The sequence below is a fragment of the Streptomyces sp. NPDC046122 genome, from assembly GCF_056429965.1.
On the sequence record NZ_JBWKLQ010000001.1, the window covers coordinates 117,920 to 142,333 of the forward strand.

Genomic DNA, 24,414 nt, shown 5'->3' on the forward strand with positions numbered 1-24,414 from the left:
TGCACGGTGTCCGACCGGCAGAGTTCTTGTCCATCCCCCGGTCAGGCCCGGGTGCCCCGGTCGCTCACGAGCGTGCCGATCTTCTCACCCTTGACCGCCCGCGCGATATTGCCCTCGGCGAGCAGTTCGAAGACGAGGATCGGAAGGTTGTTGTCCCGGCAGAGGGTGATCGCCGTCATGTCGGCGACCTTCAGGTCCCGGGTGATGACCTCGCCGTACTCGAGCGCGTCGAACTTGACGGCCGCGGGGTTGGTCCGGGGGTCGGAGTCGTAGACCCCGTCGACACCGTTCTTGCCCATGAGCATGACCTCGGCGTCGATCTCCAGGGCCCGCTGGGCGGCAGTGGTGTCGGTGGAGAAGTAGGGCATGCCCATGCCGGCGCCGAAAATGACGACCCGGCCCTTCTCCAGGTGGCGCACGGCGCGCAGCGGGATGTACGGCTCGGCGACCTGCCCCATCGTGATGGCGGTCTGCACCCGGCTGTCGATGCCCTCCTTCTCCAGGAAGTCCTGGAGGGCGAGGCAGTTCATGACCGTGCCGAGCATGCCCATGTAGTCGGACCGGGCCCGGTCCATGCCGCGCTGCTGGAGCTCGGCGCCACGGAAGAAGTTGCCGCCGCCGATGACGACCGCGATCTCCGCACCGTCACGCACGACGGCGGCGATCTCCCGCGCGATGGCGTGCACGACGTCAGGGTCCACACCCAGGCCGCCGCCGCCCGCGAACGCCTCGCCGGACAGCTTCAGCATGAAACGGCCGGACACTTTGCCGTCGTCGTCGCTCTTCTGGGTATTCGTCATGGAGATCTCCTAGTGCACATACGAAGAAGGCCATTGCCGGTGGGTGCTGAGTCCCGTGCGCGGCAATGGCCTCCTCGTAAGATCTGCGGTCGTCCGTTACGTACGCGTCCGACTGCTGTAGACCCTAGCTGGGTCTACGCCCGACCGCCGAAACGGACTCAGATGCCGACCTTGATGCGCGAGAAGCGCTTCAGGGTGACACCGGCCTCGTCCAGAACCTTCTGGACGGACTTCTTGTTGTCCAGGGCGTACGGCTGGCCGAGGAGGGTGGCCTCCTTGAAGAAGCCGTTGACGCGACCCTCGACGATCTTCGGGAGCGCGGCCTCGGGCTTGCCCTCGGCGCGCGTGGTCTCCTCGGCGACGCGGCGCTCGGCCTCGACGACCTCGGCGGGGACGTCGTCGCGGTCCAGGTACTTCGGCGCGAAGGCGGCGATGTGCTGGGCGATGCCGCGGGCCAGCTCGGCGTCGGCCTTGTCCAGCTCGACCAGGACACCGATCTGCGGGGGCAGGTCGGGCATGGTGCGGTGCATGTAGGCGCTGACGTAGGCGCCGGAGAACTGCGCGAAGCGGTCCAGGACGATCTTCTCGCCGAGGTTGGCGTTGGCCTCGTCGACGAACTGCTGGACCGTCTTGCCGGCCTCGATCTCGGACGCGAGGAGCGCCTGGATGTCGGCGGGGGAGGTCGCGGCGACGTGGGCGGCGAGCGCGTTCGCGACGGCCTGGAACTTGTCACCCTTGGCGACGAAGTCCGTCTCGCACTTCAGCTCGACGAGGACACCGGAGGTGTTGTCGTCGGAGAGGAGGGAGACGACGGCGCCGTTCTCGGCAGAACGGCCCTCGCGCTTGGCGACGCCCTTCTGGCCCTTGATGCGCAGGGCCTCGACGGCCTTGTCGACGCTGCCTTCGGCCTCGTCGAGCGCCTTCTTGCAGTCCATCATGCCGGCGCCGGTGAGCTCACGGAGCTTCTTGACGTCCGCGGCGGTGTAGTTCGCCATGATCTGTGAATCTCTTTCGAAGTCGAAACGAAGATCTACGGGTGGCGGCGGGGGCGGGCGCTCACGCACCCTCCCCCGCCGTCGTCAACCGTGACGGGTGTCAGGCCTGCTCGGCCTCGGCGGCCGGGGCCGCGGCCTCGTCGGCCTTCTCGGCGTCCGCGACCTTCTCGGTCTCGGCGGAGGTCTGCACCTCGGCGTCGGCGGCCGGGGCAGCGGCCTCGTCAGCCTTCTTGTCGCCCTCGAGCAGGTCGCGCTCCCACTCGGCGAGCGGCTCGCCGGCGGCCTTGTCGCCCGGCTTCTGGTCGCCGGTCGCGGCGCCGGAGCGGGCGATGAGGCCCTCCGCCACGGCGTCGGCGATCACGCGGGTGAGCAGGGTGACGGAGCGGATCGCGTCGTCGTTGCCCGGGATCTTGTAGTCGACCTCGTCGGGGTCGCAGTTGGTGTCGAGGATCGCGACGACCGGGATGTGGAGCTTGCGCGCCTCACCGACGGCGATGTGCTCCTTCTTGGTGTCCACGATCCAGACGGCGCTGGGCACCTTGGACATCTCGCGGATACCGCCGAGGGTCTTCTCCAGCTTGGTCTTCTCGCGGGAGAGGACCAGGAGCTCCTTCTTGGTGAGGCCCGACGCGGCCACGTCCTCGAAGTCGATCTGCTCGAGCTCCTTCAGACGCTGAAGGCGCTTGTAGACGGTGGAGAAGTTGGTCAGCATGCCGCCGAGCCAGCGCTGGTTGACGTAGGGCATGCCCACGCGCGTCGCCTGCTCGGCGATCGCTTCCTGCGCCTGCTTCTTGGTGCCGACGAACATGATGGAACCGCCGTGGGCGACGGTCTCCTTGACGAACTCGTAGGCGCGGTCGATGTACGACAGCGACTGGAGCAGGTCGATGATGTAGATGCCGTTGCGCTCCGTGAAGATGAAGCGCTTCATCTTCGGGTTCCAACGACGGGTCTGGTGACCGAAGTGGACGCCGCTTTCCAGCAGCTCCCGCATCGTGACGACGGCCATGGCCGTACTCCTTGAGTTACTCGGTTTGCCGCGTCCGCAGGATTGCGGTCGCGCCTGACGCCCCATGCGCCGTGCCACGAAGGACCGAGCGGCGCGGCCACCGACCGCGAAGAGGGTGGGTGGCGGGGCGTGCGAAGTCGACCCGGTGACCCGGATCGCCACAAGAAGTGTACGGGACCTCCGCGGTGCCGGGTGACGGCGATGTCCACAACCGGCCGCCGGTCCACAGATCGCGTCCATGATCCGCACGAACCCGTCCGCCGGGGGACGGTTTGTGGATGCGACGAATGACTGTGCTGTTACTGATCCTGCTGACGGCGATGGGCGTGCGGCCCCCGCAGCCGGCCGCCGGCGAGCCGCCCCCGGCGCGGGTGTGGCCGGTGGGCGGCGGGCGTCCGCCGGTCCTGCGCGCCTGGGAGCCGCCGCCGTCCCCGTACGCCGCCGGGCACCGTGGCGTGGACCTGGCGGCCGGGGCGGGCGAGACGGTACGGGCGGCGGCCTCGGGCCGGGTCTCCTTCGCCGGGCCGGTGGCCGGGCGCGGGGTCCTGTCCATCACCCTGCCGGGGACGGGTGAACCGCCGCTGCGGACGACGTACGAGCCGGTGCGCGCGCTGGTCGCCAAGGGCGAAGAGGTGACCGCCGGGCAGGTGGTGGGCGTCCTCCAGGACGGCCCGTTCCACTGCCCGACCGGGTGCCTGCACTGGGGGCTGCGCCGGGGCGGGGCCTACCTCGACCCGCTGACGCTGCTTCCGGACCGCCTGCTCCGCGGCGGCCCCCCGCGCCTGCTGCCGGTCTTCGGCGTTCCGCTCCCGCCGGGGGCGGGGGCGCCGCCGCGGCCGGACCGGGCACCTGGGGTGGACGAACCTGCACGGACGGGCCGACTGTGGCGGGCGGACCGGCCGGGGCACGTGAACCAGCTGTGGCATGCGGGACAGCCGTGGCACCTGAGCAGGCTGGGACGGGCGGGACAGGCTTGGCGCGCAAGCCAGCCGTCGCATGCGGGACGACCTTGGCACTCGAACCGCCTGGGGCAGGCGGATCAGCCATGGCGCGTGAGTCGGCCGGGGCGGGCGGACCAGTCCTGGCGCGCGTGACTCGGCTGGGGTGGGCTGGTCAGCCCTGGACGCCGCGCAGTGCCATCGCCACGGCCGTGTCCGCGATGACGTCCGGGTCCTCCGCCGCGCCGAGCTCGATGCGCCGCACGGCCGCGTCGACGACCCCCTGGAGCATCATCGCCGCCAGCCGGGGCTGCTCGTGGCCCAGTGCGCCCAGCGCCTCGACGATCATCGTCACCAGACCGCCGTGCGCGGCGCGGATCTTCTCGCGGGCACCCGCGTCGAGCTCACTCGCGGAGATCGCGACCACGGCGCGGTGACGCCGGTCGCCGACCAGGAGCAGCTGGGCGCGTACGTACGCCTCGACCTTGCCGGCCGGGGTGTCGGCCCGCTCCATCGCGCTCTCGACCTCGGCCGCCCAGACCGGGAAGTCGACGGCGCACAGTTCCTCGACGACGGAGGCGCGGGATCGGAAGTACTCGTACACGGACGACCGCGCGAGGCCGGTGCGCTCCGCGAGGGCGGGGAAGGTCAGCGCCTCCGTACCGCCTTCGGACAGCAGGGAGCGGGCGGCGTCCAGCAGGGCGCCGCGCTGCATCGTCCGGTGCTCGGCCACCGAGGCCGCTCGAATCCTTGGCACGGTCCCACTGTACGGATGAGCCGCCGCCCTGACGATGCGCCAGCGGCGGCAGGGACGATTCAGCGCCGCCGTCAACGCCCGGCGTCGGCCAGCTTCGCCCGTAGCTGCAGTACCGATTTCGTGTGGATCTGGCTGACCCGGCTCTCGGTCACACCGAGCACGTTGCCGATCTCGGCGAGGGTGAGACCTTCGTAGTAGTAGAGCGTGACCACGGTCTTCTCGCGGTCTGGCAGGGTGTTGATGGCACGGGCCAGCAGCCGGCGCAGCTCCCTGTCCTCGGCCACCTCGACCGGATTGTCGGCGTGGGTGTCCTCCAGCGTGTCCATCAGACTGAGCCGGTCGCCTCCCTCGCTCCCGGCGTGCAGCAGCTCTTCCAGGGCGACGACGTTCGCCAGGGACAACTGGCTGAAAACAGCGTGCAGATCCTCCAGCAGGATGCCCATCTCCGAGGCGACTTCGCTCTCGGTGGGGGTTCGGCGCAGCTGCGCCTCCAGCGTGGTGTAGGCGCGCTCGACGGCCTTGGCCTTCTGCCGCACCGAGCGGGGGATCCAGTCCAGGGCCCGCAGCTCGTCGATCATGGCGCCCCGGATGCGGGTGATCGCGTAGGTCTCGAACTTGATGGACCGCTCGATGTCGAACTTCTCGATGGCGTCGATGAGCCCGAAGACCCCGGAGGACACGAAGTCGGCCTGCTCGACGTTGGGCGGCAGCCCGACACTGACCCGGCCCGCGACGTACTTCACCAGCGGCGAGTAGTGCAGGATCAACTGCTCTCTCAGCCGCTCGTCGCCCGTGGTCTTGTACGACCGCCACAACTCGTCGAGCGAGGAGGGTGCGGCAGGCCGCACACTGCCACGCGCCGCGTGCGGCACTGCCGCGCGGTCGGACCCGGAGGTGTGCTGGGGCATGCGTTGCCTTGAGCCGTTCTGCTGTGCCGTCGGGGGAATCTTGCGCCTGGGGGGAACCTTTGTGAGCGTAGCGTGACTGCGGCGTCGCAGTCCGCGCAGGATATGGGATCGCCCCCGTCAAGATGAATGCCGAGCGGCACGCCGCTCTGCGGGGCCGTCACCGTGTACGGCGGCCCCGGAGAGCGGTCCGGGCGGGCTGAAAGGCTCATCACCAGTACCTTTTCACCCGAATGCCGCTGGTCAAGTACCGCCTCGCCGCGCCTTCGCGTGCTCTACGGGCCCGGGCGTCAACTCCCATCCGTCACCCCGTCGTTCGACGAACCCCAAGGAGTGGAGTTCGTACAGCTTGCCGAGTGCGTCGTCGGGGGTGGTTCCGGCGTGCCGGGCGACGCCGCGCGCGTCGACGGCGCCCCGGGCCGGCAGCGACTCCAGCACGAGCGCCGCGACGGGATCCAGCAGGTCTCGCGGCAGCAGCGGTCCCCGGCGCGCCGGGGCGAGGTCCCCGATGTCCCCGACGAGCTCGACCACCTCGGCGGCGTCGGTGACCAGCACGCCCTCCCCTCTCAGCAGCTCGTGCACCCCCGCCGAGAGTCCGCTGGTGGCGGGGCCGGGCACGCCCATGGTGAACCTCCCGAGCCGCTGCGCTCCGCGCGCCGTGACCAGCGAGCCGCTGCGGTACTCCGCCTCCACCACGACCGTGCCCCGGGTGAGGGCGGCGATCACCCGGTTGCGGAGGATGAACCGGCTCCGGGTGGGATGCGCGCCGGGCGGCAGCTCTCCGATCACCAGTCCCTGTTCCGCGATGCGCCCGATCAGTTCCGCGTGCCCCCGGGGATAGGCGACGTCGACCCCGCAGGCCAGCACCGCGACCGTGGCCCCGCCGGCGGCGAGCACTCCACGGTGGGCGGCGCCGTCCACGCCGAAAGCGGCTCCTGACACCACGACCCAGCCCCGCTCCGCGAGGCCGGCGCCCAGCGACGCCGACATGTGCGCCCCGTACGAGGTACACGCCCGGGCCCCGACGACCGCGACGGACCGCAGTGCCCACATCCGCAGGTGCGGCTTGCCGCGCACCCAGAGCCCCACCGGCCGGCCGTCTCCCAGGTCGTCGAGCTGACCCGGCCACTCCTCGTCGCCCGGGCAAACGAAGCGGCCGCCCACCGCGGCCACCGCCGCCAGGTCCCGCTCCGGATCGGCCGCCGCCGCACGGATCCGGTACCCGCCGAGCCGCTGCCCCGTCACACCGGTCAGCGCCTCGGCCGCCTCGCCCCCGTCGGCCGAGGTGAGCCTGCGCAGCAAGTCCACCGCGCCGTACTCCCGCAACCACCGCCCGGCGGCCTCGTCCCCCGGCTCGACGACCCGGGTCAGCGCCGCCCGCGCCAGGCGCTCGGGGTCACCCACCGGCCCGACCGGCGCGGCCGACGCACCCTCCCGGCCGCTGCCGGCCGCCGCACTCTCCCGACCCACACCGGCCGCCGTGCAGCCCGTCGTGACGCCCGTTTCCGTCACCGTCTCCTCCCCCGCTCCCCCGCTCACCGCAAGCCTCCGACCGTCGCGGGAGCGCCCCTGGCAATCCCCGTGCGCAACTCCAGCGCCAGGTCGACGTGGCGTTCGTCGGGCCGGTCGCGGCCGGCCAGGTCCGCGACAGTCCAGGCCACGCGCAGCACCCGGTCGAGGCCGCGGGCCGTCAGCAGCCCGCGTTCCATGTCCCGCTCTGCAGCGCCCAGGGCTCCGCGCGCCGGCTGCCAGCGCGTCCGCAGCTCGTGGCCCGGCACGTCGCTGTTCGTGTTCCACGGCGTGCCCTCCAGCCGCGCCGCCGCCCGCGCCCTGGCCTCCCGTACCCGCTCCGCGACGGCGGCCGTCGGCTCGCCCCGCCCGCCCCGGCCGAGCAGGTCGGCGCGCCGCACCGGCTCGACCCCGACGCGCAGGTCGACCCGGTCGAGCAGCGGCCCCGACAGGCGCGCCTGGTACTTGCGGATCGCCGACGGCGGGCACTCGCACCCCGAGCCGTGCAGCGTGTGCCGCCCGCAAGGGCACGGATTGGCGGCCAGCACCATGAGGAACCGCGCCGGCAGCCGCACCACACCGGCGCTGCGCGCCACCACCACGTGCCCCGACTCCAGCGGCTGCCGCAACGAGTCCAGGGCCCGCCCGCTGAACTCGGGCGCCTCGTCCAGGAAGAGGATCCCGCGGTGTGCGAGCGAGACCGCTCCCGGCCTGGGCAGTCCGTTGCCCCCGCCGACGAGCGACTGCATCGTCGCCGAGTGGTGCGGCGCGCAGTACGGCGGTGTACCGACCAGCGGCTCGCCCGGCGGCAGGATGCCCGCCACCGAGTGCACCGCGGTGACCTCCAGCGACTCCTGCCGGGTCAGTGGAGGCAGGATCGCGGGCATCCGCTCCGCCAGCATCGTCTTGCCCGCCCCGGGCGGCCCGTGGAGCAGCAGGTGGTGACCGCCGGCGGCGGCCACCTCCAGCGCGGTACGGGCCGCGTGCTGCCCCGCCACGTCCGCGAGGTCCGGGCCGTCGCCGCCCCCGTGGCCGGCGGCGGCCAGCCCGGTGCCCACCCCCGCTCCCGGCACCATCAGCCCCGCGAGCATGGCGTCGGGCCGCCCCTCGTCGGCCCGCTCCTCCTGCGGCACCTCGGCCCCGGTCAGGACGGCGATGAGCTGGCGCAGGCTCCGTACGCCGAGGACCGAGACCCCGGGCACCAAAGCGGCCTCCGCCGCCGTCTGTTCCGGCACGACGACCTGCCGGTATCCGGCCTCGGCCGCGGCGAGGACGGCCGGCAGGACACCGCGCACCGGCCGGACTCTTCCGTCGAGCCCCAGCTCCCCGATCATCACCAGATCGGCGATCGCCTTGGAGTCGATCCGCTCGGCAGCCCCCAGCACCGCGATGGCGACTGCCAGATCGAAGCCGCTGCCGCTCTTGGGCACGAAGGCCGGGCTGAGCCCCACCGTGAGTTTCTTCTGCGGCCATTCGGCGCCCGAGTTGACGACGGCCGCCCGCACCCGGTCACGGCTCTCGACCAGGCTCTTGTCCGGCAGCCCCACCAGCGTGAAGGCGGCCACGCCCGGTTCCAGGTCCGCCTGGACCTCGACCACCACGCCCTCGACGCCGACCAGGGCCACCGAGCACGTGCGCGCGAACCCCATCACGCCACCGCCCGCACGTGCTCGACGAGGGGTGCCCCGCGCCGCGGCAGCACCACGCCGACGAGGTCGATCCGCACCCCGCCCGGCGGGGGTCCTCCGTGCTCGTGCACCCAGCGTTCCGCCAGCCGGCGCAGCCGCTCCGCCTTCGTGGACCTGAGGGCCTGCATCGGGTGCTCGAACGGTCCGGCCCTGCGGGTCTTCACCTCACAGACGACCAGGGCGTCGCCGTCCCGGGCGACGATGTCGATCTCTCCCGCCCGGCAGCGCCAGTTGCGCTCCAGGACGGTCATGCCGCCCTCGACGAGCCTGCGCGCCGCGAGGTCCTCGCCGTACCGGCCGAGGGCTCCTGTGGCATTCTTCGCGTTCATCCGGTTCCACCTCCGGAACCGAATCTGCCGTGATCGCCACCGACTAGTGGATCTTGGTGGACAACCCGGCGATTGTGGAGAACTCAGCCACTCGGAAGCTCGAGGTCGCTCTTGTTGAGCTCCTCGATGTTCACGTCCTTGAACGTAAGGACCCGCACCTGCTTGACGAACCTGGCCGGCCTGTACATGTCCCAGACCCAGGCGTCCGCCATGGATACTTCGAAGAAGACCTCACCCTGGACCGAGTGCACCTGCATCTCGTAGTCGTTCGTGAGGTAGAAACGCCGCTCGGTCTCGATCACGTATTTGAACAGACCGACGACATCGCGGTACTCCCGGTAGAGCTTCAGCTCCATCTCGGTCTCGTACTTCTCGAGGTCCTCGGCGCTCATGGCATGTTCCCCTTCAGCCTTGCGTCCCCCTATTGTGCGCCAGCCCCGTGCGCCCCTATGCGACTTCCGGGGCCAAGACCGTCGGCGTACCAGGAGGACCCTCGTCGAGCAGCGTACGCAGCAGCCCGGCGAGCTTGATGGGGTACACCGTCTCACGCGTCGCGGACAGTTCGGCGGAGGTCCACCACCTCAGCCCCGCGACGCTCCGCCGTTCCAGACCGGTCAGCCCGTCGAGCACCGTCTCGGTCCGCTCCGTACGCGCCAGGTAGAACCATTCGTCCTGGTCCCAGCGCCGCCCGTCGAACATGAACGAGCAGTGCCGCTGCCAGATCACCGGGCCGAGTGCGACCTCTGTGATCCCCGTCTCTTCCGCGACCTCGCGCAGCGCCGCCTCGGCCCGCGTCTCGTCGCCCTCCAGCCCGCCGCCCGGGGTGAACCACCAGGTCAGCGCCGGGTCGTCCGGCTCGTATCCGTGCAGCAGCAGGATGCGGTCGGCCGGGTCGAGCAGGATGACGCGGGCGACCTTGCGGAGCCGGCCCCGCGCCTCGGCCTGTGCGTGGGTCTCCACCGTCACCTCACCGCCTCACGCGTACCCGCGCGGCGCCGCCCGACGCGCTTGGCGACCGGTCCGTACGCCGCCCCGCCGAAGATCAGCACCACCCCCGCCGCCACCGCGGCCAGCACCCCGTTGACCGGTCCGGGCTCGGAGACACCGCCCGGCAGCGCCGCGAAGCTGTCCGGCCGGGCGAGGGTCCCGCCCCAGGGCCAGGCCACGGCGTCGACGCGTGCGTCCACGTTGGCCACCGGGACCGTGCCCTTGGCGGCGTCCTCGATGTGGCCGCGCGAGTCGACCGACGTACGCCGCTCGTCGCCCAGCAGGAAGAGGTGGCCCTCGGGCACCTCGGAGGTGAACGGGGTGGTCGACGCCGGCTCCCCGCTCGCCAGGTACGGCTCGTCCAGGGGCTTGCCGTTCAGCGTCAGCCGGCCGTCCTCGCCGCAGCAGGCGACCTTGTCGCCGCCGATCCCGACCACGCGCTTGACCATCGGCAGGTTGCCCCACACGGAGTCGGTGAAGATCACCACGTCGCCGCGCCGCACCTCGCCGCCGCCTATGCGCTGCGCGAGCACCCGGTCCCCCGCCTTGATCGAAGGGGTCATCGAATCCGTCGGCACCGTGTACGGCTTGTACTGCACCGCTCCCCAGGCGAAGCCGCCGAGGAAGAGCACACAGCCGACGGCCACGGCCAGCCCGGACAACGCGTTGCCCAGCCGGCCGCGGCCGCCTTCTGTACGTCCTGTTCCGCTCATCGCAGCGCTCCCCACTCGGGAATCGAAAATCGCTGATCCGAGCGGCACCCTACCCGGCGGTACGCCCGCCGGTCAGCCTCCTCCTGCGCCACAGCACCAGCGGCAACGCACCCGCGAGCCCCAGGGCGCCGGGCGCCGCCGTCATCGCCACGCCGGCGGCGTTGAGCCCCTGCTGGTCGAACGTGCCGGGAACCGACAGCGCCGACCAGCGGTTGACCGGCCACGCCACCACGACCGCGCGCCCGACGACCTCGTCGTTCGCGACCGTGCCGTGGCCGGGCAGCTCCTGGTGATAGCGCGAGTCCAGCGAGTTCTGGCGGTGGTCGCCCATCACCCAGATCCGGCCGTCCGGCACCTTGAGCGGCCCGAAGGGCTCGTCGTTGCAGGGGGTGTCACCGGGGAAGATGTACGACTTCTCGTCGAGCGTCTTCCCGTTGACCTTGACCGGCCCGTTCTTCTTGCACTCGACGGTGTCCCCGCCGACCGCGATGACGCGCTTGATCAGGTCCTTCTCCTCAACGGACGGCATCAGGCCGATGAAGCTGAGGAACTTCTGGACGACGTTGGGCTCCGGCGCCTCGGTGCTCTCCAGCCAGCCGCCCGGATCGTGGAAGACCACGACCTCGCCGCGCTCCGGCTCCGAGCCGAACCACGGGGTCAGCTTGTCGACCAGCACCCGGTCGCCCCGCTGCAAGGTGTTCTGCATCGAGTCCGAGGGAATCGAGAACGCCTGCACCAGGAAGGTCTTGATCAGCAGGGCCAGCAGGAGCGCGATGCCGATCAGCAGCGGCAGCTCCTTCCAGAACGAGCGCGGCTTCTTCGGGCCCGCGCTGCCGCTGTCGCTGCTGTTGTCGCCGCTGGTCGGGTCTTCGCCCCGTACGTCGTCGCTCACGGCTGCGGGTGACTCCGGTCGTTCCTCGGGCTCGTCGCGTTCGGATCGTGCGCCGACCGCCAAATCCCCCACATCAACTCCTCACTCCGTTCCACCGCCCGCGCCACATCTGACGCAGACCCACCACTCCCATAACGAGCGGGAGTTCCGCAGGGGTCGGGAGGAGGATCTTTTCGTTCGAATCCTGGAACGACACCCTATTCGACGGGCCGGTCGCCGCGGTCGTCCCGCCGCGCGGGTCGGGGACCCCGGCGTACGTCCCGGGCTCCTCCAGCTTCCGCCAGTGGCTGAAGGGCCACACGATGGCGACGGCCCGTCCGACCACCAGGTCCTCCCCCACCGTGCCCTCGAACTTCTCGTCCAGGTGGAACCGCGAATCGGCCGAATTCGACCGGTGGTCGCCCATCACGAACAGACGGCCGTCGGGCACCTTCACGTCGAACTCCAGCTCGGAGGGACGGTCGCCCGGGTTCAGGTACGGCTCGGCCAGCGGTACGCCGTTGACGGTGACCCGCCCGTCCGCGTCGCAGCACTTGACGGTGTCCCCGCCGACCGCCACCACGCGCTTGATCAGGTCCTGTTCGTCCTCGGACGGCAGCAGGCCGATGAAGGTCAGGGCCTCCTTGATCTGCTTGACGACCACCGGGTCCTCGCCGCCGCCGAGATCGGCGTTCTCTTCCTGGAGCCAGCCGCCGGGGTCCTTGAAGACCACCACGTCACCGCGCTCCGGCTTCGAGCCGAACCACGGTGTCAACTTGTCGACCACCACGCGGTCGCCGATCCGGATCGTCTGCTCCATCGACCCGGACGGGATCACGAAGGCCTGCACCAGGAAGGTCTTGAGCACGAGCGCGATGAGCAGCGCCACCGTGATCAGGATCGGTATCTCCTTGACGGCCGACCTCTGCCGCCGCCGCTTCACCCGTTTCGCCAGCTTCCGCCGGTCCGCCCTGCCCGGCAGCGCGGGCCCGGTGGTCGGCCGCGTACCGGTCGGCAGCCGGGTGTCCGCACGGTGGCTCGCCCGTGCCCGCCCCCGGTTACCCATGGGGCCCGGCCGGCGCGGTGACGCGGCTGAAGGCGCCACGGTCGTCCAGGGAGGACCAGCGGCCCACCGGCCAGCCGATCCAGTCCGCCCGCCCCACGACCTTCTCGACGGGCACCATGCCGCCGCCGGGCTCACCCAGGTGGTCACGGGAGTCGCGCGAGTGGGACCTGTGGTCGCCCAGGACCCACAGGGTGCCCTGCGGTACGACGATGTCGAACGGGACCCGCGAGGGCGCGTCGCCCGGGTAGAGGTACTTCTCGTCCACCGGAGAGCCGTTCACCTCGACCCTCCCCCGTTTGTCGCAGCACACGACCCGGTCGCCCCCCACGCCCACCACGCGCTTGATGTAATCGGTCTCGGCGGGCTCGGCCAGTCCCACGGCCGCGGCCGCCCACCGCAGCAGCCCGGTGACCGGGTTCCCCCCGGGCTCCTCGCGTACGAAGGACCCGGTGCCGTCGAAGACGACCACGTCGCCACGCTGCGGTACGGAACCGAAACGGTACGCCAACTTGTTGACGAGCACCCGGTCCCCGATGTCCAGCGCGGGCTGCATCGAGCCGCTGGGGATGAGGAAGGGCTGCATGACGAAGGTGCTGAAGAGCAGCAGAAAAACCGCGCACGCGCTGCCGAGCAGAGCCGGCCGGCGCCACGGAGCGTCGAGAAAACGCGCGGAGCGCGACCCCTCTTCGTCCCCTGGCGGGGGGACGGAAGAGCGGTCGCGCTCCGTGTCGTGTGCTTCGGTGTCCATCGGGACGTGAGCCTATCCGGCCGGCCCCGGGCGCCGAATGCGCGATCAGCGGTCGCGCTTCTCCTTGATCTTCGCGGCCTTGCCGCGCAGCTCACGGAGGAAGTACAGCTTGGCGCGGCGGACGTCACCGCGGGAGATGAGCTCGATCTTCTCGAAGATCGGGCTGTGCACCGGGAAGGTGCGCTCGACGCCGACGGAGAAGGAGACCTTGCGGACCGTGAAGGTCTCGCGGACGCCCGAACCCTGGCGGCGGATGACTACGCCCTTGAACTGCTGCACACGCGAGCGGTTGCCCTCGATGACGCGAACGTGGACGTTCACGGTGTCGCCGGGGCGGAACGCGGGAAGGTCGGTACGCAGCGAGGCGGAGTCGACGGAGTCGAGAAGGCTGGACATGTGAGTCTGCTTCCTCGCCGATGCCACAGGTCATCGACGGAATTCGATAAGAGAGTTTCGGGGTGCTGTCCGCGTCGGGCGGGCGTCGTTCCCCCTGTGGCAGGGGCGCACGCCGGACGTACAGCAGCGGCCTATTCTTCCACGGCCTCGGGGCTGCGCCCAAATCGGCCGTCGGGGCCGGGCCGCCAGCCCAGGATGCTCAGCATCTCGCGGTCCTTCTTGTCGAAGGCCGCGGGGTCGCAGCGCTCGATCAGGTCCGGCCTGGTGGCGGTCGTACGCCGCAGCGCCTCGTCCCGCCGCCACCGGGCGATCTTCCCGTGGTGGCCGCTGAGCAGTACGTCCGGGATGCCGCGCTCGCGCCACTCGGGCGGCTTGGTGTAGACGGGGCCTTCCAGCAGGTTGGCCATCGCGCCGGGCGCGAAGGAGTCGTCACGGTGCGATTCCGCGTTGCCCAGCACGCCGGGCAGCAGCCGGGCCACGGCCTCGGTGATCACCAGTACGGCCGCCTCGCCGCCCGCCAGCACGTAGTCGCCGATGGAGACCTCGTACACCGGCATGCGGGTGGCGTACTCGTCGACGACGCGGCGGTCGATGCCCTCGTAGCGCGCCGGCGTGAAGACCAGCCAGGGCCGTTCGGAGAGCTCGACGGCGAGTTCCTGCGTGAACGGCCGGCCGCTGGGAGTGGGCACGACCAGCACCGGGCCGTGCGCCCCGTGCTCGTAGCCGTCGGCCAGTGCGTCGTCGAGTGCCGCGCCCCAGGGCTCGGTCTTCATGACCATGCCGGGGCCGCCGCCGTAGGGGGTGTCGTCGACCGTGTTGTGGCGGTCGTACGTCCAGTCCCTGAGGTCGTGCACGTGCACGTCGAGCTGTCCGCGCGCGCGGGCCTTGCCGACCAGCGAGACGTTCAGCGGCTCCAGGTACTCGGGGAAGATCGTGACGACGTCGAGCCGCATCAGTCTTCGTCCCGGGTGGACTCGTCACCCTGGCCGGACTCGTCGTCCCGGCTGGAGGCGACCTCGGCCTGGCTGTCGTCGATCAGGCCCGGCGGCGGGGTGATGACCGCGCGCTGCTCCTCCAGGTCGATCTCGGTGACGATCTCCTCGACGAAGGGGATCATGACCTCACTGCCGTCGGGGCGCTCCACGATGAACAGGTCCTGCGAGGGCAGGTGGGTGATCTCGGTGATCCGGCCGACCTCGGTGCCGTCGGCAAGGACGACGTCGAGGTCCATCAGCTGGTGGTCGTAGAACTCCTCGGGGTCCTCCGGAGTCGCCGCCGGGTCGACCTCGGCGATGAGGAGGATGTTGCGCAGCGCCTCGGCGGCCGTGCGGTCCTTGACGCCCGCGAAGCGCAGCAGCAGCCGGCCGCTGTGCACCCGCCCGGTCTCGACGGTCAGCGGCCCGGCGGAGGCCGGGTCGGTGGCGAGTACGGCGCCCGGCCCGAGCCGCAGCTCCGGCTCGTCGGTGCGTACCTCTACCGTGACCTCGCCCTTGATGCCGTGGGCGCGGCCGATCCGCGCGACTACGAGCTGCACTTGATGTTTCTCCTGTCTCACGACTACGGGCCGGGAAGGGCTCGCGAGCCCTTCCCGGCCCGAGCCGGCATATCTAGGTGAAAACGGCCGACCGCGTCAGCGGACCTGGTCCACGTCGACGAGGTCGACGCGGATGCCACGGCCGCCGATGGCGCCCACGACCGTACGCAGAGCGCGAGCGGTGCGGCCGTTGCGGCCGATCACCTTGCCGAGGTCGTCGGGGTGGACCCGGACCTCGAGAACGCGTCCGCGGCGCAGGTTGCGCGAGGCGACCTGCACATCGTCGGGGTTGTCGACAATGCCTTTCACGAGGTGCTCAAGAGCCTCCTCGAGCATGCTCAGGCCTCGGTCGACTCAACGGCGGACGCCGACTCCGCAGGAGCCTCGTCAGCCTTCTTGTCGGCCTTCTTCGCCTTGGGGGTGATGGCCTCGCCCTTGGACTCGTCGCCACCCTCGAGGCCCTTGGCGAACGCGTCGAACGCGGCGCGCTTGTCGGCCTTGGGCTCCGGCTGCAGCAGCGGCGCCGGGGCCGGGAGGCCCTTGTGCGCCTGCCAGTCACCGGTGAGCTTCAGGATGGCCATGACCGGCTCGGTCGGCTGGGCGCCGACGGACAGCCAGTACTGCGCACGCTCCGAGTTGACCTCGATGCGCGACGGGTTCTGCACCGGGTGGTACAGACCGATCTCCTCGATGGCCCGGCCGTCACGGCGGGTACGGGAGTCGGCGACGACGATGCGGTAGTGAGGCGAACGGATCTTGCCCAGACGCTTCAGCTTGATCTTGACTGCCACTGGAGTGGTGTCTCCTGGTCTATGACGTGGTTGGGCACAACGAAGATGCCACGTGGGGTTGCGGTACTCGGGTGCCCGATGGACGCGTCAGCCGGAGGCGAGAGGGTTCCTGTGCGGCTGTCGAGTACAGCTAGCCATTGTGCCACACACCTGTGGCGCGGACAGCATCCGGCCGGCACCCGGCCGGGACGGCTGAGACCGGGCGCCGACGGGGTCGGCGGAGGGGCGGTCAGCTCGCTGCTGCCACCACTTCCGGGATGCGGAACGGCTTTCCGCAGCCCCCGCACACGATCGGGGCCTGGGCCAGGACCGAGGGCACGACGCGGACGTTGCGCCCGCAGTCGCACACGGCCTTGACCCGCACACCGCCGCCGGACGAGCCGTGCCGGGCGGCGGGTCCGCGGAAGGAGCGCTTGGTGTCCGACGCGGTCGCGACCGTGTGCGCCTTGAGGGCGCGCTGCAGCCGCTCGATCGTCGGCCGGTAGCGCCGCCTCGCCTCGGAGTTGAGCGAGACCAGCGAGAAACCGCTGCTGGGGTGCGGCTCCTCGGGATGGTCGAGGCCCATCTCCTCGGCGATCGCGAGGAATCTGCGGTTGTGGTAGCGGCCGGCGCGCGAGGTGTCACGGACGCCGCGGGCGGCGGCGATGCCGTGGACTGCCTCGTGCAGCAGTCGTTCGAAGGAGAGCTCGGCGCCACAGGCGGACGACGACTCTCCGATCAGGGATTCGGGCGCGGCTAGGTCTGGCAGCTCGGGGTGGTACCGCTGAATGTCGGCCCACGCCTGCGCCAGCTCTGCGGCGAGAACAGGTGGTGTCGTGCTCACGTCGTGACAACGAGCCGGGATGCCCCGGTGTTCCTATTCCGGGCCATCCCAAATAATTTGCACGTACCAGTCAGTTGCCATTGATGCGTCGTGACGAGGGCGGGTGCGCTGATCTGCGGAGGACACGCCCAGCTCACATCATCCTGGGGCGTACCCGCGCGTACGCCCCGGCGCGTAGAAAAAGGCCGCACGCCGGGGCATCGGCCGCTCCGGCGGGCGCCGACCGGGGACCGGGCACCGGCGCGGTCACCGGGGAAAGCGCCGCTGATCGCGACAGTACCGGTGGGACGCGGCCGGCCGGAGACCGCCCCGCCCCGGTGAACGGCGCCGGTAGGGCGGCTGTTCCCTTCCCGTGGCGCGATCCGCGCGGCGACGGCACTCTGGGAACTGCATCGGCTCCGGCGCGGGGGCGCACGGCAGGGGCATACAAGCATTGCCCTACAACCCCTGGACTTGCCGCCGGATGCGGAGTTCCCTGGCTACGGGGAGTACAGGCGCACGCACACGGGGGAACGTCCATCAGGACACGACATGACCTCTCGGCGGATTGGGGCGCTTTCGATGACACCTACGCTCGTCCGGCACCACCGGCACCACGCGAACGCCGCTTCAGCGCCGGCGACCGACGCGGGCGCGCGCGCCCGCGACTGGGCCGAGATCCAGGAGCGGATGCTGGTACCGCTCTACGAAGCGGCGTACGAGCGGCTCGAGGTGGGCCCCGCCACCCGGCTGCTCGGTCTCGGCTGCGGCTCGGGTCTCGCCCTGCTGATGGCCGCCTCGCGAGGCGCGCACGTGACTGGCGTCGATGCCGATCCCGACCGGGTCGCGCTGGCCCGCGAACGTCTGCTGGCGGACGCGTCGCGGGCGGGCGGCGACGCCGAGGAGCCCGCGCAGGCGACCCCGCGCCTGTTCGAAGGCGGGGCGGCGGAGGCCGGCGACGGCTCCGCGCGGGCGTACAACCTCGTCACCGCCTTCGAACCGCTCGGCTGCGCCGCCGGCGACTCCGAGGGGCTCGCCGCGGCGCTCGAGAGCGCCATACCCCTCGCCGAGCGCGGCAGCGAAGTGGTGCTGGCGGGGTGGGGTCCGCCCGAGCGCTGCGCGACGTCCGCGGTCCTGCGGGTGGCTTCCCGGCTGACCGAGACGCTGCGCGCCGGCGGCGGCCGGGGCTGGCGTCCGGCGCTCAGGGACGACCTGGAGGACGTGGCCTCGCGGGCCGGTCTGAAGCCGGACGGCTCGGGGCGGGTCGCGTGCCCCTTCGGGTACGCCGACATGGACAGCGCCGTGCGCGGCCTGATGTCGACCGGGCTGTTCGACGCGGCCGTACGGGCCACGGACCCGGCGCAGGTGGAGAAGGAGCTCACCGAGGCGCTCCACCCGCATGTGCGGCGGGACGGAACGGTCTGGATGTCGAACGTCTTCCGCTACCTGATCGCCCGTACGCCGTAGGAAACGCGCCGCGGGCGCCCGCTCCGGTGGGGAGGGGCGCCCGCGGCGCTGTGCGTACGACCGGGTGTCAGCCCATGAACTTCTTGAACTCGTCGGGCAGTTCGAAGTCCTGGGCGCCCTGACCGGCCGGCAGACCCAGCGCGCCGCCCGCCTGCGCGGCCTGCTCGCGGCGCTCGGCGGCGGCCTGCTCCTCGAGCTTGCGCTTCATCGGGTTGCCGCTCTTGCGCTTGCCCTTGGCCTGCTTCTGCTGCTTCTTCTGGCGGCCGGGGCCGCCGCCCATGCCCGGAATCCCCGGCATGCCGGGCATTCCGCCGCCCTGCGCCATCTTCGACATCATCTTGCGGGCCTCGAAGAACCGCTCCACGAGGTTCTTCACGGCGCTGACCTCGACGCCCGAACCCTTGGCGACGCGCGCGCGGCGCGAGCCGTTGATGATCGTCGGATCCTGGCGCTCGGCGGGGGTCATCGACTTGATGATCGCGGCGGTACGGTCCACGTCGCGCTCGTCGATGTTGGCGATCTGCTCCTTGATCTGCCCCATGCCGGGCATCATGCCGAGCAGCTTGGAGATGGAGCCCATCTTGCGGACCTGTTCCATCTGGGCCAGGAAGTCGTCGAGGGTGAACTCCTTGGGGCCCTTCGCCAGCTTGGCCGCCATCGCTTCGGCCTCTTGCTGGCTGAAGGTCTGCTCGGCCTTCTCGATGAGCGACAGCATGTCGCCCATGCCGAGGATGCGCGACGCCATGCGGTCCGGGTGGAACGCGTCGAAGTCGTCCAGTTTCTCGCCGTTGGAGGCGAACATGATCTGGCGGCCGGTCACCTTGGCGATCGACAGCGCGGCGCCACCACGGGCGTCGCCGTCGAGCTTGGAGAGCACCACGCCGTCGAAGCCGACGCCGTCGCGGAACGCCTCGGCGGTGTTGACCGCGTCCTGACCGATCATCGCGTCGACGACGAACAGGACCTCGTCGGGGCTGACGGCGTCGCGGATGTCCGCGGCCTGCTGCATCAGCTCCTGGTCGATGCCGAGGCGGCCGGCGGTGTCGACGATGACGATGTCGTGCAGCTTGTTCTTGGCGTACTCGACGGAGTCCCTGGCGACCTTGACCGGGTCCCCGGTGCCGTTGCCCGGCTCGGGCGCGTACACCGCGACGCCGGCGCGCTCGGCGACGACGCTGAGCTGGTTGACGGCGTTGGGGCGCTGGAGGTCGCAGGCGACCAGGATCGGGGAATGGCCCTGGCCCTTGAGCCACAGGCCGAGCTTTCCGGCGAGGGTCGTCTTACCGGCGCCCTGGAGGCCGGCGAGCATGATGACCGTGGGCGGGTTCTTGGCGAACCGCAGCCGGCGGGTCTCGCCGCCGAGGATGCCGATGAGCTCCTCGTTGACGATCTTGATGACCTGCTGGGCGGGGTTCAGCGCCTGCGAGACCTCGGCCCCTGCGGCGCGTTCCTTGATCTGCTTGATGAACGCCCGGACGACGGGCAGCGCGACATCCGCTTCGAGCAGCGCGATACGGATCTCACGTGCCGTGGCGTCGATGTCCGCCTCGGACAGGCGGCCCTTGCCCCGGAGGTTCTTGAATGTCGCTGCGAGGCGGTCGGAAAGAGTATCGAACACGGCGGTCGCGAATCCTCGGGTCAGGGGGCGGGTGGACACAGATGCCCCCAGGGTATCTGCCCGCCCGCGGTGGAGGCTGCCCCCTTCCCCTACCGCAGGGCGCCCTCCAGCTACCGCAGGGCGCCCTCCAGCGCCCTCGCCACCTCGGCCGCCTCGGTGTCCGGCAGCGGGGCGTCGTCGGTCCCCGTGACGTAGAACGCGTCGACCGCGTTCGCGCCCAGCGTCGAGACGTGCGCGCTGCGCACCCGCACCTTCGCGGCCTCCAGCGCGTGACCGATGCGGTGCAGCAGCCCGGGGGCGTCCTGGGCGCGTACCTCGATCACCGTCGCGAGGCGTGAGCCGGCGGGGGCGACCGTGACGCGGGGCGGCGGGGCCTGGGCGCCGCGGCGGCGCGGGTTCTTCTCGTACGCGCGCTCCCGTTCCGCCAGGCGCGCGGGGATGTCCAGCGAGCCGTCCAGGGCGCGTACGAGGTCGGCCCGCAGCCGGGCGGCCTGCGGCAGCGCCCCGTACTCGGCCGCCACCCGCCAGTCGAGCAGCACCACACCGCCCTCCTGCGCCGGTCCCTCGCCGGCCACCGGGCCGGGGAGTTCGGCGGCCCGCAGCTCGGCCGTGCGTACGGTCAGCCGGTGCATGGCCAGTACGCCGGCCACCGCGGGCAGGACGCCGGGCTGGTCCGGTACGGCGATCAGCAGCTCGACGCCCAGGGGCTCCGGCTCCTGGCCCGCCTCCTGCGGGTCCGCCTCCGCGTGCGCCTCCGGCTGCGCGCGCAGCGACAGGACCGGCCCGCCGGTGCGGAAGGCCTCGATGGCCAGGCGTTCCTGCTCGGCGCTGGGGGCGGCGGGTTCCGGAGCGGCCGGTTCGGCGCCAGCGAGGACGGCGGCGACGCGCTCGACCAGGTCGGTGACGAGCGAGGCGCGCCAGGCGGACCAGGCGGCGGGTCCGGTGGCCAGGGCGTCCGCCTCGGTGAGGGCGTGCAGGAGTTCGAGGGTGCCGGTCGTTCCGACGGCGTCGGCCACCGCGCTGACGGTCGCCGGGTCGTCGAGGTCGCGCCGGGTGGCGGTCTCGACGAGCAGGAGGTGGTGGCGGACGAGGGTGGCGATCACGCCCACGTCCGCCCGGTCGAAGCCGATGCGGGTGGCCACGTCGCGGGCGATGATCTCGCCGGCCACGGAGTGGTCGCCGGGCCAGCCCTTGCCGAAGTCGTGCAGCAGTGCGGCGGTCAGCAGCAGGTCGGGGCGGTGGACGCGGCGGGTGAGCGCGGAGGCCCGTACCGCCGTCTCGACCAGGTGCCGGTCGACGGTCCAGGTGTGGACGGGGTTGCGCTGCGGGCGGCAGCGGACCCGCTCCCAGTCCGGCAGCAGCCGCGTGATGAGCCCTTCGGCCTCCAGCGCCTCCCACACGGCGATGGTCGCCTCGCCCGCGCCGAGCAGGGTGACGAGTTCCTCGCGCGCCTCGGCGGGCCACGGCACCGGAAGCGGCCGCGCCACGGCGGCCAGGCGGCGTACGGCGTGCAGGGAGACCGGCAGCCCCGACTGGGCCGCCGCGGCGGCGGCGCGCAGCGGGAGCACCGCGTCGCGCTCGGGCCGCGCGGTGCGGGCGAGGACCACCTCGCCGTCCTGTTCGACGACGCCCTCCGCGAGCGGGGTGCGTTCCGGCGCGGCCTTGCCGCCGAGCATGGCGCGCAGCCTCGGCCGCACCGACCGGGCCCGCAGCACGCGGTTGACCTCGCGCCAGGTGACGTCGCCGGCGTACGCGATGGTGCGCGCCGCCTCGTACACCTCCCGCAGCAGGGTGTCGGCGTCCAGCAGCCCGAGCGCGTCGGCGACCTGGTCCTGCTCCTGGAGGGCGAGGCGGTCGGTGGCGCGCCCGGTGGTCAGGTGCAGTGCGTCGCGTACGTCGAGGAGCCGGCGCCGCGCCGCGTCAAGCCCCTCGCGCGGGGCGTCGGCGAGCCAGGAGGCGGCGACGGCGCGCAGCACGGTGGCGTCGCGCAGGCCCCCGCGCGCCTCCTTCAGATCGGGTTCGAGGAGGTACTGGAGTTCGCCCTGCCGCGCGGCCCGTTCCTGGCACAGCTCGTGGAGTTCGGGCAGCCGCTTGGGGGCGAGGTTGCGCCAGTCGGCCAGTACGGCGGTCCGCAGCCCGGCGGTGACTCCGAGGTCGCCGGCGATGTGCCGGGCGTCGAGGAGACCGAGGTGCACCTTGAGGTCCTCGCCGGCGGTCTTGCGGGCCTCGGCGGGTGTGCGGACGGAATGGTCGAGCGCCAGGCCCAGGTCCCACACCGGGTACCAGATCCGGTCGGCCAGGGCGGCGATCGCGCCGCTGTCGGCGCGGCCGTCGTGCAGGAGCAGCAGGTCCAGGTCGCTGCGCGGCGACAGTTCGCCGCGGCCGTAGCCGCCGACGGCGACGAGCGCCGCGCCGCGCACCCCCGCTTCGTGGGCCGCGGTGCTGAACAGCGCCTCCAGCCAGTCGTCGGTCAGCCGCGCGAGGCCGGCGCGGCGCGACGGCCCGGACCGCGACTCCTCCTGGAGGAGTCGCAGCCGGGCCGCCGCGTAGCCGCTGGGTCCCGAGTCGTCGGACGGTTCGATGGTCACTCGTGCGCTCGTCACCCGGCAGCTCCCGTTTTCGCAATGCGGTCGGATCAGAGGGCGTCCGGGCCGCGTTCGCCGGTCCGGACCCGGACCGCCGTCTCGACCGGCACACTCCACACCTTGCCGTCGCCGATCTTGCCGGTGCGGGCGGCCTTCACCACCACCTCGATGAGCTGTTCGGCGTCACTGTCCTCGACCAGCACCTCGATGCGGATCTTCGGTACGAGATCGACCGTGTACTCGGCGCCCCGGTAGACCTCGGTGTGGCCGCGCTGGCGGCCGTATCCGCTGGCCTCGGTGACGGTGAGTCCCTGGACCCCGAAGCCCTGCAGGGCCTCCTTGATCTCGTCCAGCCGGTGCGGCTTCACGACCGCGGTGATGAGCTTCATGCGTCCACCTTCTTGTTCTGCGTGGCGGCGCCGGCCCTGTCGGTCAGGCCGGGGGCGGGTGCGGCGGTGCGGGAGGCCGAACCGCCGCCCGCTCCGCTGAAGTCGTACGCGGTCTCGGCGTGCTCGACCTGGTCGATGCCGGAGACCTCGTCGTCCTCGGGGACCCGCATGCCCATCACCTTGTCGATGACGAAGGCGAGGAGCGCGGAGACCACCAGAGAGTAGGCCAGTACCGCGAAGACGCCCACGGCCTGCTTGCCGAGCTGATCGAACCCGCCTCCGTAGAAGAGGCCCTTGGCGTCGGACTGCACGCCGCCGGTGGCGAAGAAGCCGACGAGGAGCGAGCCGACGACTCCGCCGACGAGGTGGACGCCGATGACGTCGAGCGAGTCGTCGTACCCCAGCTTGTACTTGAGGCCGACGGCCATGGCGCACAGCAGACCGGCGATCGCGCCGACGGCGATCGCGCCGAGCGGGCTGACCGCGCCGCCTGCCGGGGTGATCGCGACGAGGCCCGCGACGGCGCCGGACGCGGCGCCCAGGGTGGTGAACGAGCCGTGCCGGATCTTCTCGTACGCCAGCCAGGCGAGCATGGCGGCAGCGGTGGCGACCTGGGTGTTGAGGAACATCACCGCGCCGACGCCGTCGTCGTTGCCCAGCCAGGAGCCGGCGTTGAAGCCGAACCAGCCGAACCACAGGAGGCCGGCGCCCAGCATCACCAGCGGCAGGCTGTGCGGGCGCATCGGGTCCTTCTTGAAGCCGACGCGCTTGCCGATGACCAGGATGACGCCCAGCGCCGCGGCGCCGGCGTTGATGTGGACGGCCGTGCCGCCCGCGAAGTCGATGACGCCCATCTCGAAGAGCCAGCCGCCGGAGCCCCACACCCAGTGCGCGACCGGGAAGTAGACGACGGTGACCCAGAGGGCGACGAACAGCGTCCAGGCCGTGAATTTCACGCGGTCGGCCAGGGCGCCGCTGATCAGGGCGGGGGTGAGGACGGCGAACATCAGCTGGAAGACGGCGAAGACGTACACCGGGATGGTGTAGCCGTCCCAGAGTTCGGTGACTCCGATGTCGCCCAGTCCGACGTACGCGGAGGACCAGCCGATGACCGAGCCGACGTCGGTGCCGAAGGCGAGGCTGAAGCCGTACAGCACCCACAGGACGGTGACGATCCCGAGGCTGATGAAGCTCATCATCAGCATGTTCAGGGTGGACTTGACGCGGACCATGCCTCCGTAGAAGAAGGCCAGGCCCGGCGTCATCAGCATCACCATGGCGGAACAGATGAGCATGAAGCCGGTATTGGCGGCAGACAGTTCGATCTTGTCTGCGGCAAGCATCGTGATGCCTGGAGGCATCGGCGTCTCCTCGTCGTCGGTGCGGCCCGTGCGGGGGCGGAGCCTGTTGGCCTGTTCGGCAGCAAAGGGGTGCGCCGCTATAGGCCACGAGGTTGACGCAGCACGGTTTCGGCCAGTGCCGCTCGATGTTTCGCACCCATGACGAAGAGGTCGTGC

At 71.5% G+C, this 24,414-nt stretch carries 25 protein-coding genes and 1 pseudogene; 2 read left to right on the forward strand and 24 right to left on the reverse strand.

Annotation, left to right across the window (positions count from 1 at the left end; translation table 11 throughout):
- Positions 1-41: 41 nt before the first annotated feature.
- From pyrH to rpsB, 3 genes are all read right to left on the reverse strand, one after another.
- Positions 42-800, reverse strand: a complete 759-nt coding sequence (gene pyrH / locus AC07FK_RS00475) for a UMP kinase (protein WP_479101270.1) — start codon at positions 798-800, stop codon at positions 42-44.
- A 158-nt stretch (positions 801-958) separates the two neighbouring features.
- Positions 959-1,795, reverse strand: a complete 837-nt coding sequence (gene tsf, locus AC07FK_RS00480) for a translation elongation factor Ts (RefSeq protein WP_479101272.1) — start codon at positions 1,793-1,795, stop codon at positions 959-961.
- A 100-nt stretch (positions 1,796-1,895) separates the two neighbouring features.
- Positions 1,896-2,804 (reverse strand): 30S ribosomal protein S2, encoded by a 909-nt coding sequence (gene rpsB, locus AC07FK_RS00485; protein WP_452806154.1) that lies wholly within the window; start codon positions 2,802-2,804, stop codon positions 1,896-1,898.
- Positions 2,805-3,091: 287 nt separating this feature from the next.
- On the opposite strand from rpsB, the gene AC07FK_RS00490 reads away from it, so the two are divergent.
- Positions 3,092-3,898: a murein hydrolase activator EnvC family protein gene (locus tag AC07FK_RS00490; RefSeq protein WP_479101274.1), complete on the forward strand. Its 807-nt coding sequence runs from the start codon at positions 3,092-3,094 to the stop codon at positions 3,896-3,898.
- Between the two features lie 19 nt (positions 3,899-3,917).
- Here AC07FK_RS00490 and AC07FK_RS00495 read toward each other — a convergent pair whose 3' ends face one another.
- The 17 genes and pseudogenes from AC07FK_RS00495 to AC07FK_RS00575 form a co-directional block, all read right to left on the reverse strand.
- Positions 3,918-4,475 (reverse strand): TetR/AcrR family transcriptional regulator, encoded by a 558-nt coding sequence (locus tag AC07FK_RS00495; protein ID WP_479102512.1) that lies wholly within the window; start codon positions 4,473-4,475, stop codon positions 3,918-3,920.
- A gap of 95 nt (positions 4,476-4,570) precedes the next feature.
- Positions 4,571-5,407, reverse strand: a complete 837-nt coding sequence (gene whiG, locus AC07FK_RS00500) for an RNA polymerase sigma factor WhiG (RefSeq protein WP_479101275.1) — start codon at positions 5,405-5,407, stop codon at positions 4,571-4,573.
- 240 nt (positions 5,408-5,647) lie between these two features.
- Positions 5,648-6,916 (reverse strand): DNA-processing protein DprA, encoded by a 1,269-nt coding sequence (gene dprA, locus AC07FK_RS00505; protein ID WP_479101276.1) that lies wholly within the window; start codon positions 6,914-6,916, stop codon positions 5,648-5,650.
- Positions 6,917-6,939: 23 nt separating this feature from the next.
- Positions 6,940-8,562, reverse strand: a complete 1,623-nt coding sequence (locus tag AC07FK_RS00510; protein WP_479101277.1) for a YifB family Mg chelatase-like AAA ATPase — start codon at positions 8,560-8,562, stop codon at positions 6,940-6,942.
- Positions 8,562-8,930: a YraN family protein gene (locus AC07FK_RS00515; RefSeq protein ID WP_479101279.1), complete on the reverse strand. Its 369-nt coding sequence runs from the start codon at positions 8,928-8,930 to the stop codon at positions 8,562-8,564. Before AC07FK_RS00515 ends, AC07FK_RS00510 begins: the two co-directional genes overlap by 1 nt.
- Positions 8,931-9,013: 83 nt before the next feature.
- Positions 9,014-9,322 (reverse strand): DUF2469 domain-containing protein, encoded by a 309-nt coding sequence (locus tag AC07FK_RS00520; protein WP_003993268.1) that lies wholly within the window; start codon positions 9,320-9,322, stop codon positions 9,014-9,016.
- A 55-nt stretch (positions 9,323-9,377) separates the two neighbouring features.
- Positions 9,378-9,896 carry an NUDIX hydrolase gene (locus AC07FK_RS00525; protein WP_479101281.1) on the reverse strand — a complete coding sequence of 173 codons (519 nt, stop codon included), beginning with the start codon at positions 9,894-9,896 and terminating at the stop codon, positions 9,378-9,380.
- Positions 9,893-10,630, reverse strand: coding sequence for a signal peptidase I (lepB, locus tag AC07FK_RS00530; protein ID WP_479101282.1), 738 nt, complete (start codon positions 10,628-10,630; stop codon positions 9,893-9,895). Before lepB (AC07FK_RS00530) ends, AC07FK_RS00525 begins: the two co-directional genes overlap by 4 nt.
- 49 nt (positions 10,631-10,679) lie before the next feature.
- Entirely contained in the window at positions 10,680-11,585 is a 906-nt protein-coding gene (gene lepB, locus AC07FK_RS00535; protein ID WP_479102514.1) for a signal peptidase I, read from the reverse strand.
- Positions 11,503-12,567: pseudogene (lepB, locus tag AC07FK_RS00540) on the reverse strand (signal peptidase I); the annotation flags it as partial. The pseudogene lepB (AC07FK_RS00540) and the gene lepB (AC07FK_RS00535), both read right to left, overlap by 83 nt.
- Entirely contained in the window at positions 12,560-13,315 is a 756-nt protein-coding gene (gene lepB, locus AC07FK_RS00545) for a signal peptidase I (RefSeq protein ID WP_479101284.1), read from the reverse strand. The pseudogene lepB (AC07FK_RS00540) and the gene lepB (AC07FK_RS00545), both read right to left, overlap by 8 nt.
- A gap of 45 nt (positions 13,316-13,360) precedes the next feature.
- On the reverse strand, positions 13,361-13,711 hold the full coding sequence (gene rplS, locus AC07FK_RS00550) for a 50S ribosomal protein L19 (protein ID WP_093798805.1): 351 nt from the start codon (positions 13,709-13,711) through the stop codon (positions 13,361-13,363).
- Positions 13,712-13,842: 131 nt separating this feature from the next.
- Positions 13,843-14,664 carry a tRNA (guanosine(37)-N1)-methyltransferase TrmD gene (trmD, locus tag AC07FK_RS00555; protein WP_479101286.1) on the reverse strand — a complete coding sequence of 274 codons (822 nt, stop codon included), beginning with the start codon at positions 14,662-14,664 and terminating at the stop codon, positions 13,843-13,845.
- Positions 14,664-15,245 carry a ribosome maturation factor RimM gene (gene rimM, locus AC07FK_RS00560; RefSeq protein ID WP_479101288.1) on the reverse strand — a complete coding sequence of 194 codons (582 nt, stop codon included), beginning with the start codon at positions 15,243-15,245 and terminating at the stop codon, positions 14,664-14,666. Before rimM ends, trmD begins: the two co-directional genes overlap by 1 nt.
- Before the next feature lie 96 nt (positions 15,246-15,341).
- The gene (locus AC07FK_RS00565; protein WP_005311361.1) at positions 15,342-15,581 is read right to left on the reverse strand and encodes an RNA-binding protein; all 240 of its coding nucleotides are present in this window, start codon (positions 15,579-15,581) and stop codon (positions 15,342-15,344) included.
- A 2-nt stretch (positions 15,582-15,583) separates the two neighbouring features.
- Positions 15,584-16,036 (reverse strand): 30S ribosomal protein S16, encoded by a 453-nt coding sequence (gene rpsP / locus AC07FK_RS00570; protein WP_479101289.1) that lies wholly within the window; start codon positions 16,034-16,036, stop codon positions 15,584-15,586.
- Positions 16,037-16,265: 229 nt separating this feature from the next.
- Positions 16,266-16,859, reverse strand: a complete 594-nt coding sequence (locus tag AC07FK_RS00575; protein WP_452806177.1) for a hypothetical protein — start codon at positions 16,857-16,859, stop codon at positions 16,266-16,268.
- A 561-nt stretch (positions 16,860-17,420) separates the two neighbouring features.
- Between AC07FK_RS00575 and AC07FK_RS00580 the strand changes: the two genes are divergently transcribed.
- Positions 17,421-18,305 carry a methyltransferase domain-containing protein gene (locus tag AC07FK_RS00580; RefSeq protein WP_479101291.1) on the forward strand — a complete coding sequence of 295 codons (885 nt, stop codon included), beginning with the start codon at positions 17,421-17,423 and terminating at the stop codon, positions 18,303-18,305.
- Between the two features lie 67 nt (positions 18,306-18,372).
- Here AC07FK_RS00580 and ffh read toward each other — a convergent pair whose 3' ends face one another.
- The 4 genes from ffh to AC07FK_RS00600 form a co-directional block, all read right to left on the reverse strand.
- Positions 18,373-19,923 carry a signal recognition particle protein gene (ffh, locus tag AC07FK_RS00585; RefSeq protein ID WP_479101293.1) on the reverse strand — a complete coding sequence of 517 codons (1,551 nt, stop codon included), beginning with the start codon at positions 19,921-19,923 and terminating at the stop codon, positions 18,373-18,375.
- 110 nt (positions 19,924-20,033) lie between these two features.
- Complete coding sequence (locus tag AC07FK_RS00590) at positions 20,034-22,526, reverse strand: [protein-PII] uridylyltransferase (RefSeq protein ID WP_479101295.1); 2,493 nt, start codon at positions 22,524-22,526, stop codon at positions 20,034-20,036.
- A gap of 32 nt (positions 22,527-22,558) precedes the next feature.
- Positions 22,559-22,897: a P-II family nitrogen regulator gene (locus AC07FK_RS00595; RefSeq protein ID WP_453402390.1), complete on the reverse strand. Its 339-nt coding sequence runs from the start codon at positions 22,895-22,897 to the stop codon at positions 22,559-22,561.
- Positions 22,894-24,258: an ammonium transporter gene (locus AC07FK_RS00600; RefSeq protein ID WP_479101297.1), complete on the reverse strand. Its 1,365-nt coding sequence runs from the start codon at positions 24,256-24,258 to the stop codon at positions 22,894-22,896. Before AC07FK_RS00600 ends, AC07FK_RS00595 begins: the two co-directional genes overlap by 4 nt.
- Positions 24,259-24,414 lie beyond the last annotated feature (156 nt).

Bases quoted from the DNA above. Each gene is read 5' to 3' on its own strand.
- pyrH (WP_479101270.1), bottom strand. From the start codon at position 800: ATGACGAATACCCAGAAGAGCGACGACGACGGCAAAGTGTCCGGCCGT.
- tsf (WP_479101272.1), bottom strand. From the start codon at position 1,795: ATGGCGAACTACACCGCCGCGGACGTCAAGAAGCTCCGTGAGCTCACC.
- rpsB (WP_452806154.1), bottom strand. From the start codon at position 2,804: ATGGCCGTCGTCACGATGCGGGAGCTGCTGGAAAGCGGCGTCCACTTC.
- AC07FK_RS00490 (WP_479101274.1), top strand. From the start codon at position 3,092: ATGACTGTGCTGTTACTGATCCTGCTGACGGCGATGGGCGTGCGGCCC.
- whiG (WP_479101275.1), bottom strand. From the start codon at position 5,407: ATGCCCCAGCACACCTCCGGGTCCGACCGCGCGGCAGTGCCGCACGCG.
- AC07FK_RS00510 (WP_479101277.1), bottom strand. From the start codon at position 8,562: ATGGGGTTCGCGCGCACGTGCTCGGTGGCCCTGGTCGGCGTCGAGGGC.
- AC07FK_RS00515 (WP_479101279.1), bottom strand. From the start codon at position 8,930: ATGAACGCGAAGAATGCCACAGGAGCCCTCGGCCGGTACGGCGAGGAC.
- AC07FK_RS00520 (WP_003993268.1), bottom strand. From the start codon at position 9,322: ATGAGCGCCGAGGACCTCGAGAAGTACGAGACCGAGATGGAGCTGAAG.
- lepB (WP_479101282.1), bottom strand. From the start codon at position 10,630: ATGAGCGGAACAGGACGTACAGAAGGCGGCCGCGGCCGGCTGGGCAAC.
- lepB (WP_479101284.1), bottom strand. From the start codon at position 13,315: ATGGACACCGAAGCACACGACACGGAGCGCGACCGCTCTTCCGTCCCC.
- rplS (WP_093798805.1), bottom strand. From the start codon at position 13,711: ATGTCCAGCCTTCTCGACTCCGTCGACTCCGCCTCGCTGCGTACCGAC.
- trmD (WP_479101286.1), bottom strand. From the start codon at position 14,664: ATGCGGCTCGACGTCGTCACGATCTTCCCCGAGTACCTGGAGCCGCTG.
- AC07FK_RS00565 (WP_005311361.1), bottom strand. From the start codon at position 15,581: ATGCTCGAGGAGGCTCTTGAGCACCTCGTGAAAGGCATTGTCGACAAC.
- AC07FK_RS00580 (WP_479101291.1), top strand. From the start codon at position 17,421: ATGACACCTACGCTCGTCCGGCACCACCGGCACCACGCGAACGCCGCT.
- AC07FK_RS00595 (WP_453402390.1), bottom strand. From the start codon at position 22,897: ATGAAGCTCATCACCGCGGTCGTGAAGCCGCACCGGCTGGACGAGATC.
- AC07FK_RS00600 (WP_479101297.1), bottom strand. From the start codon at position 24,258: ATGCCTCCAGGCATCACGATGCTTGCCGCAGACAAGATCGAACTGTCT.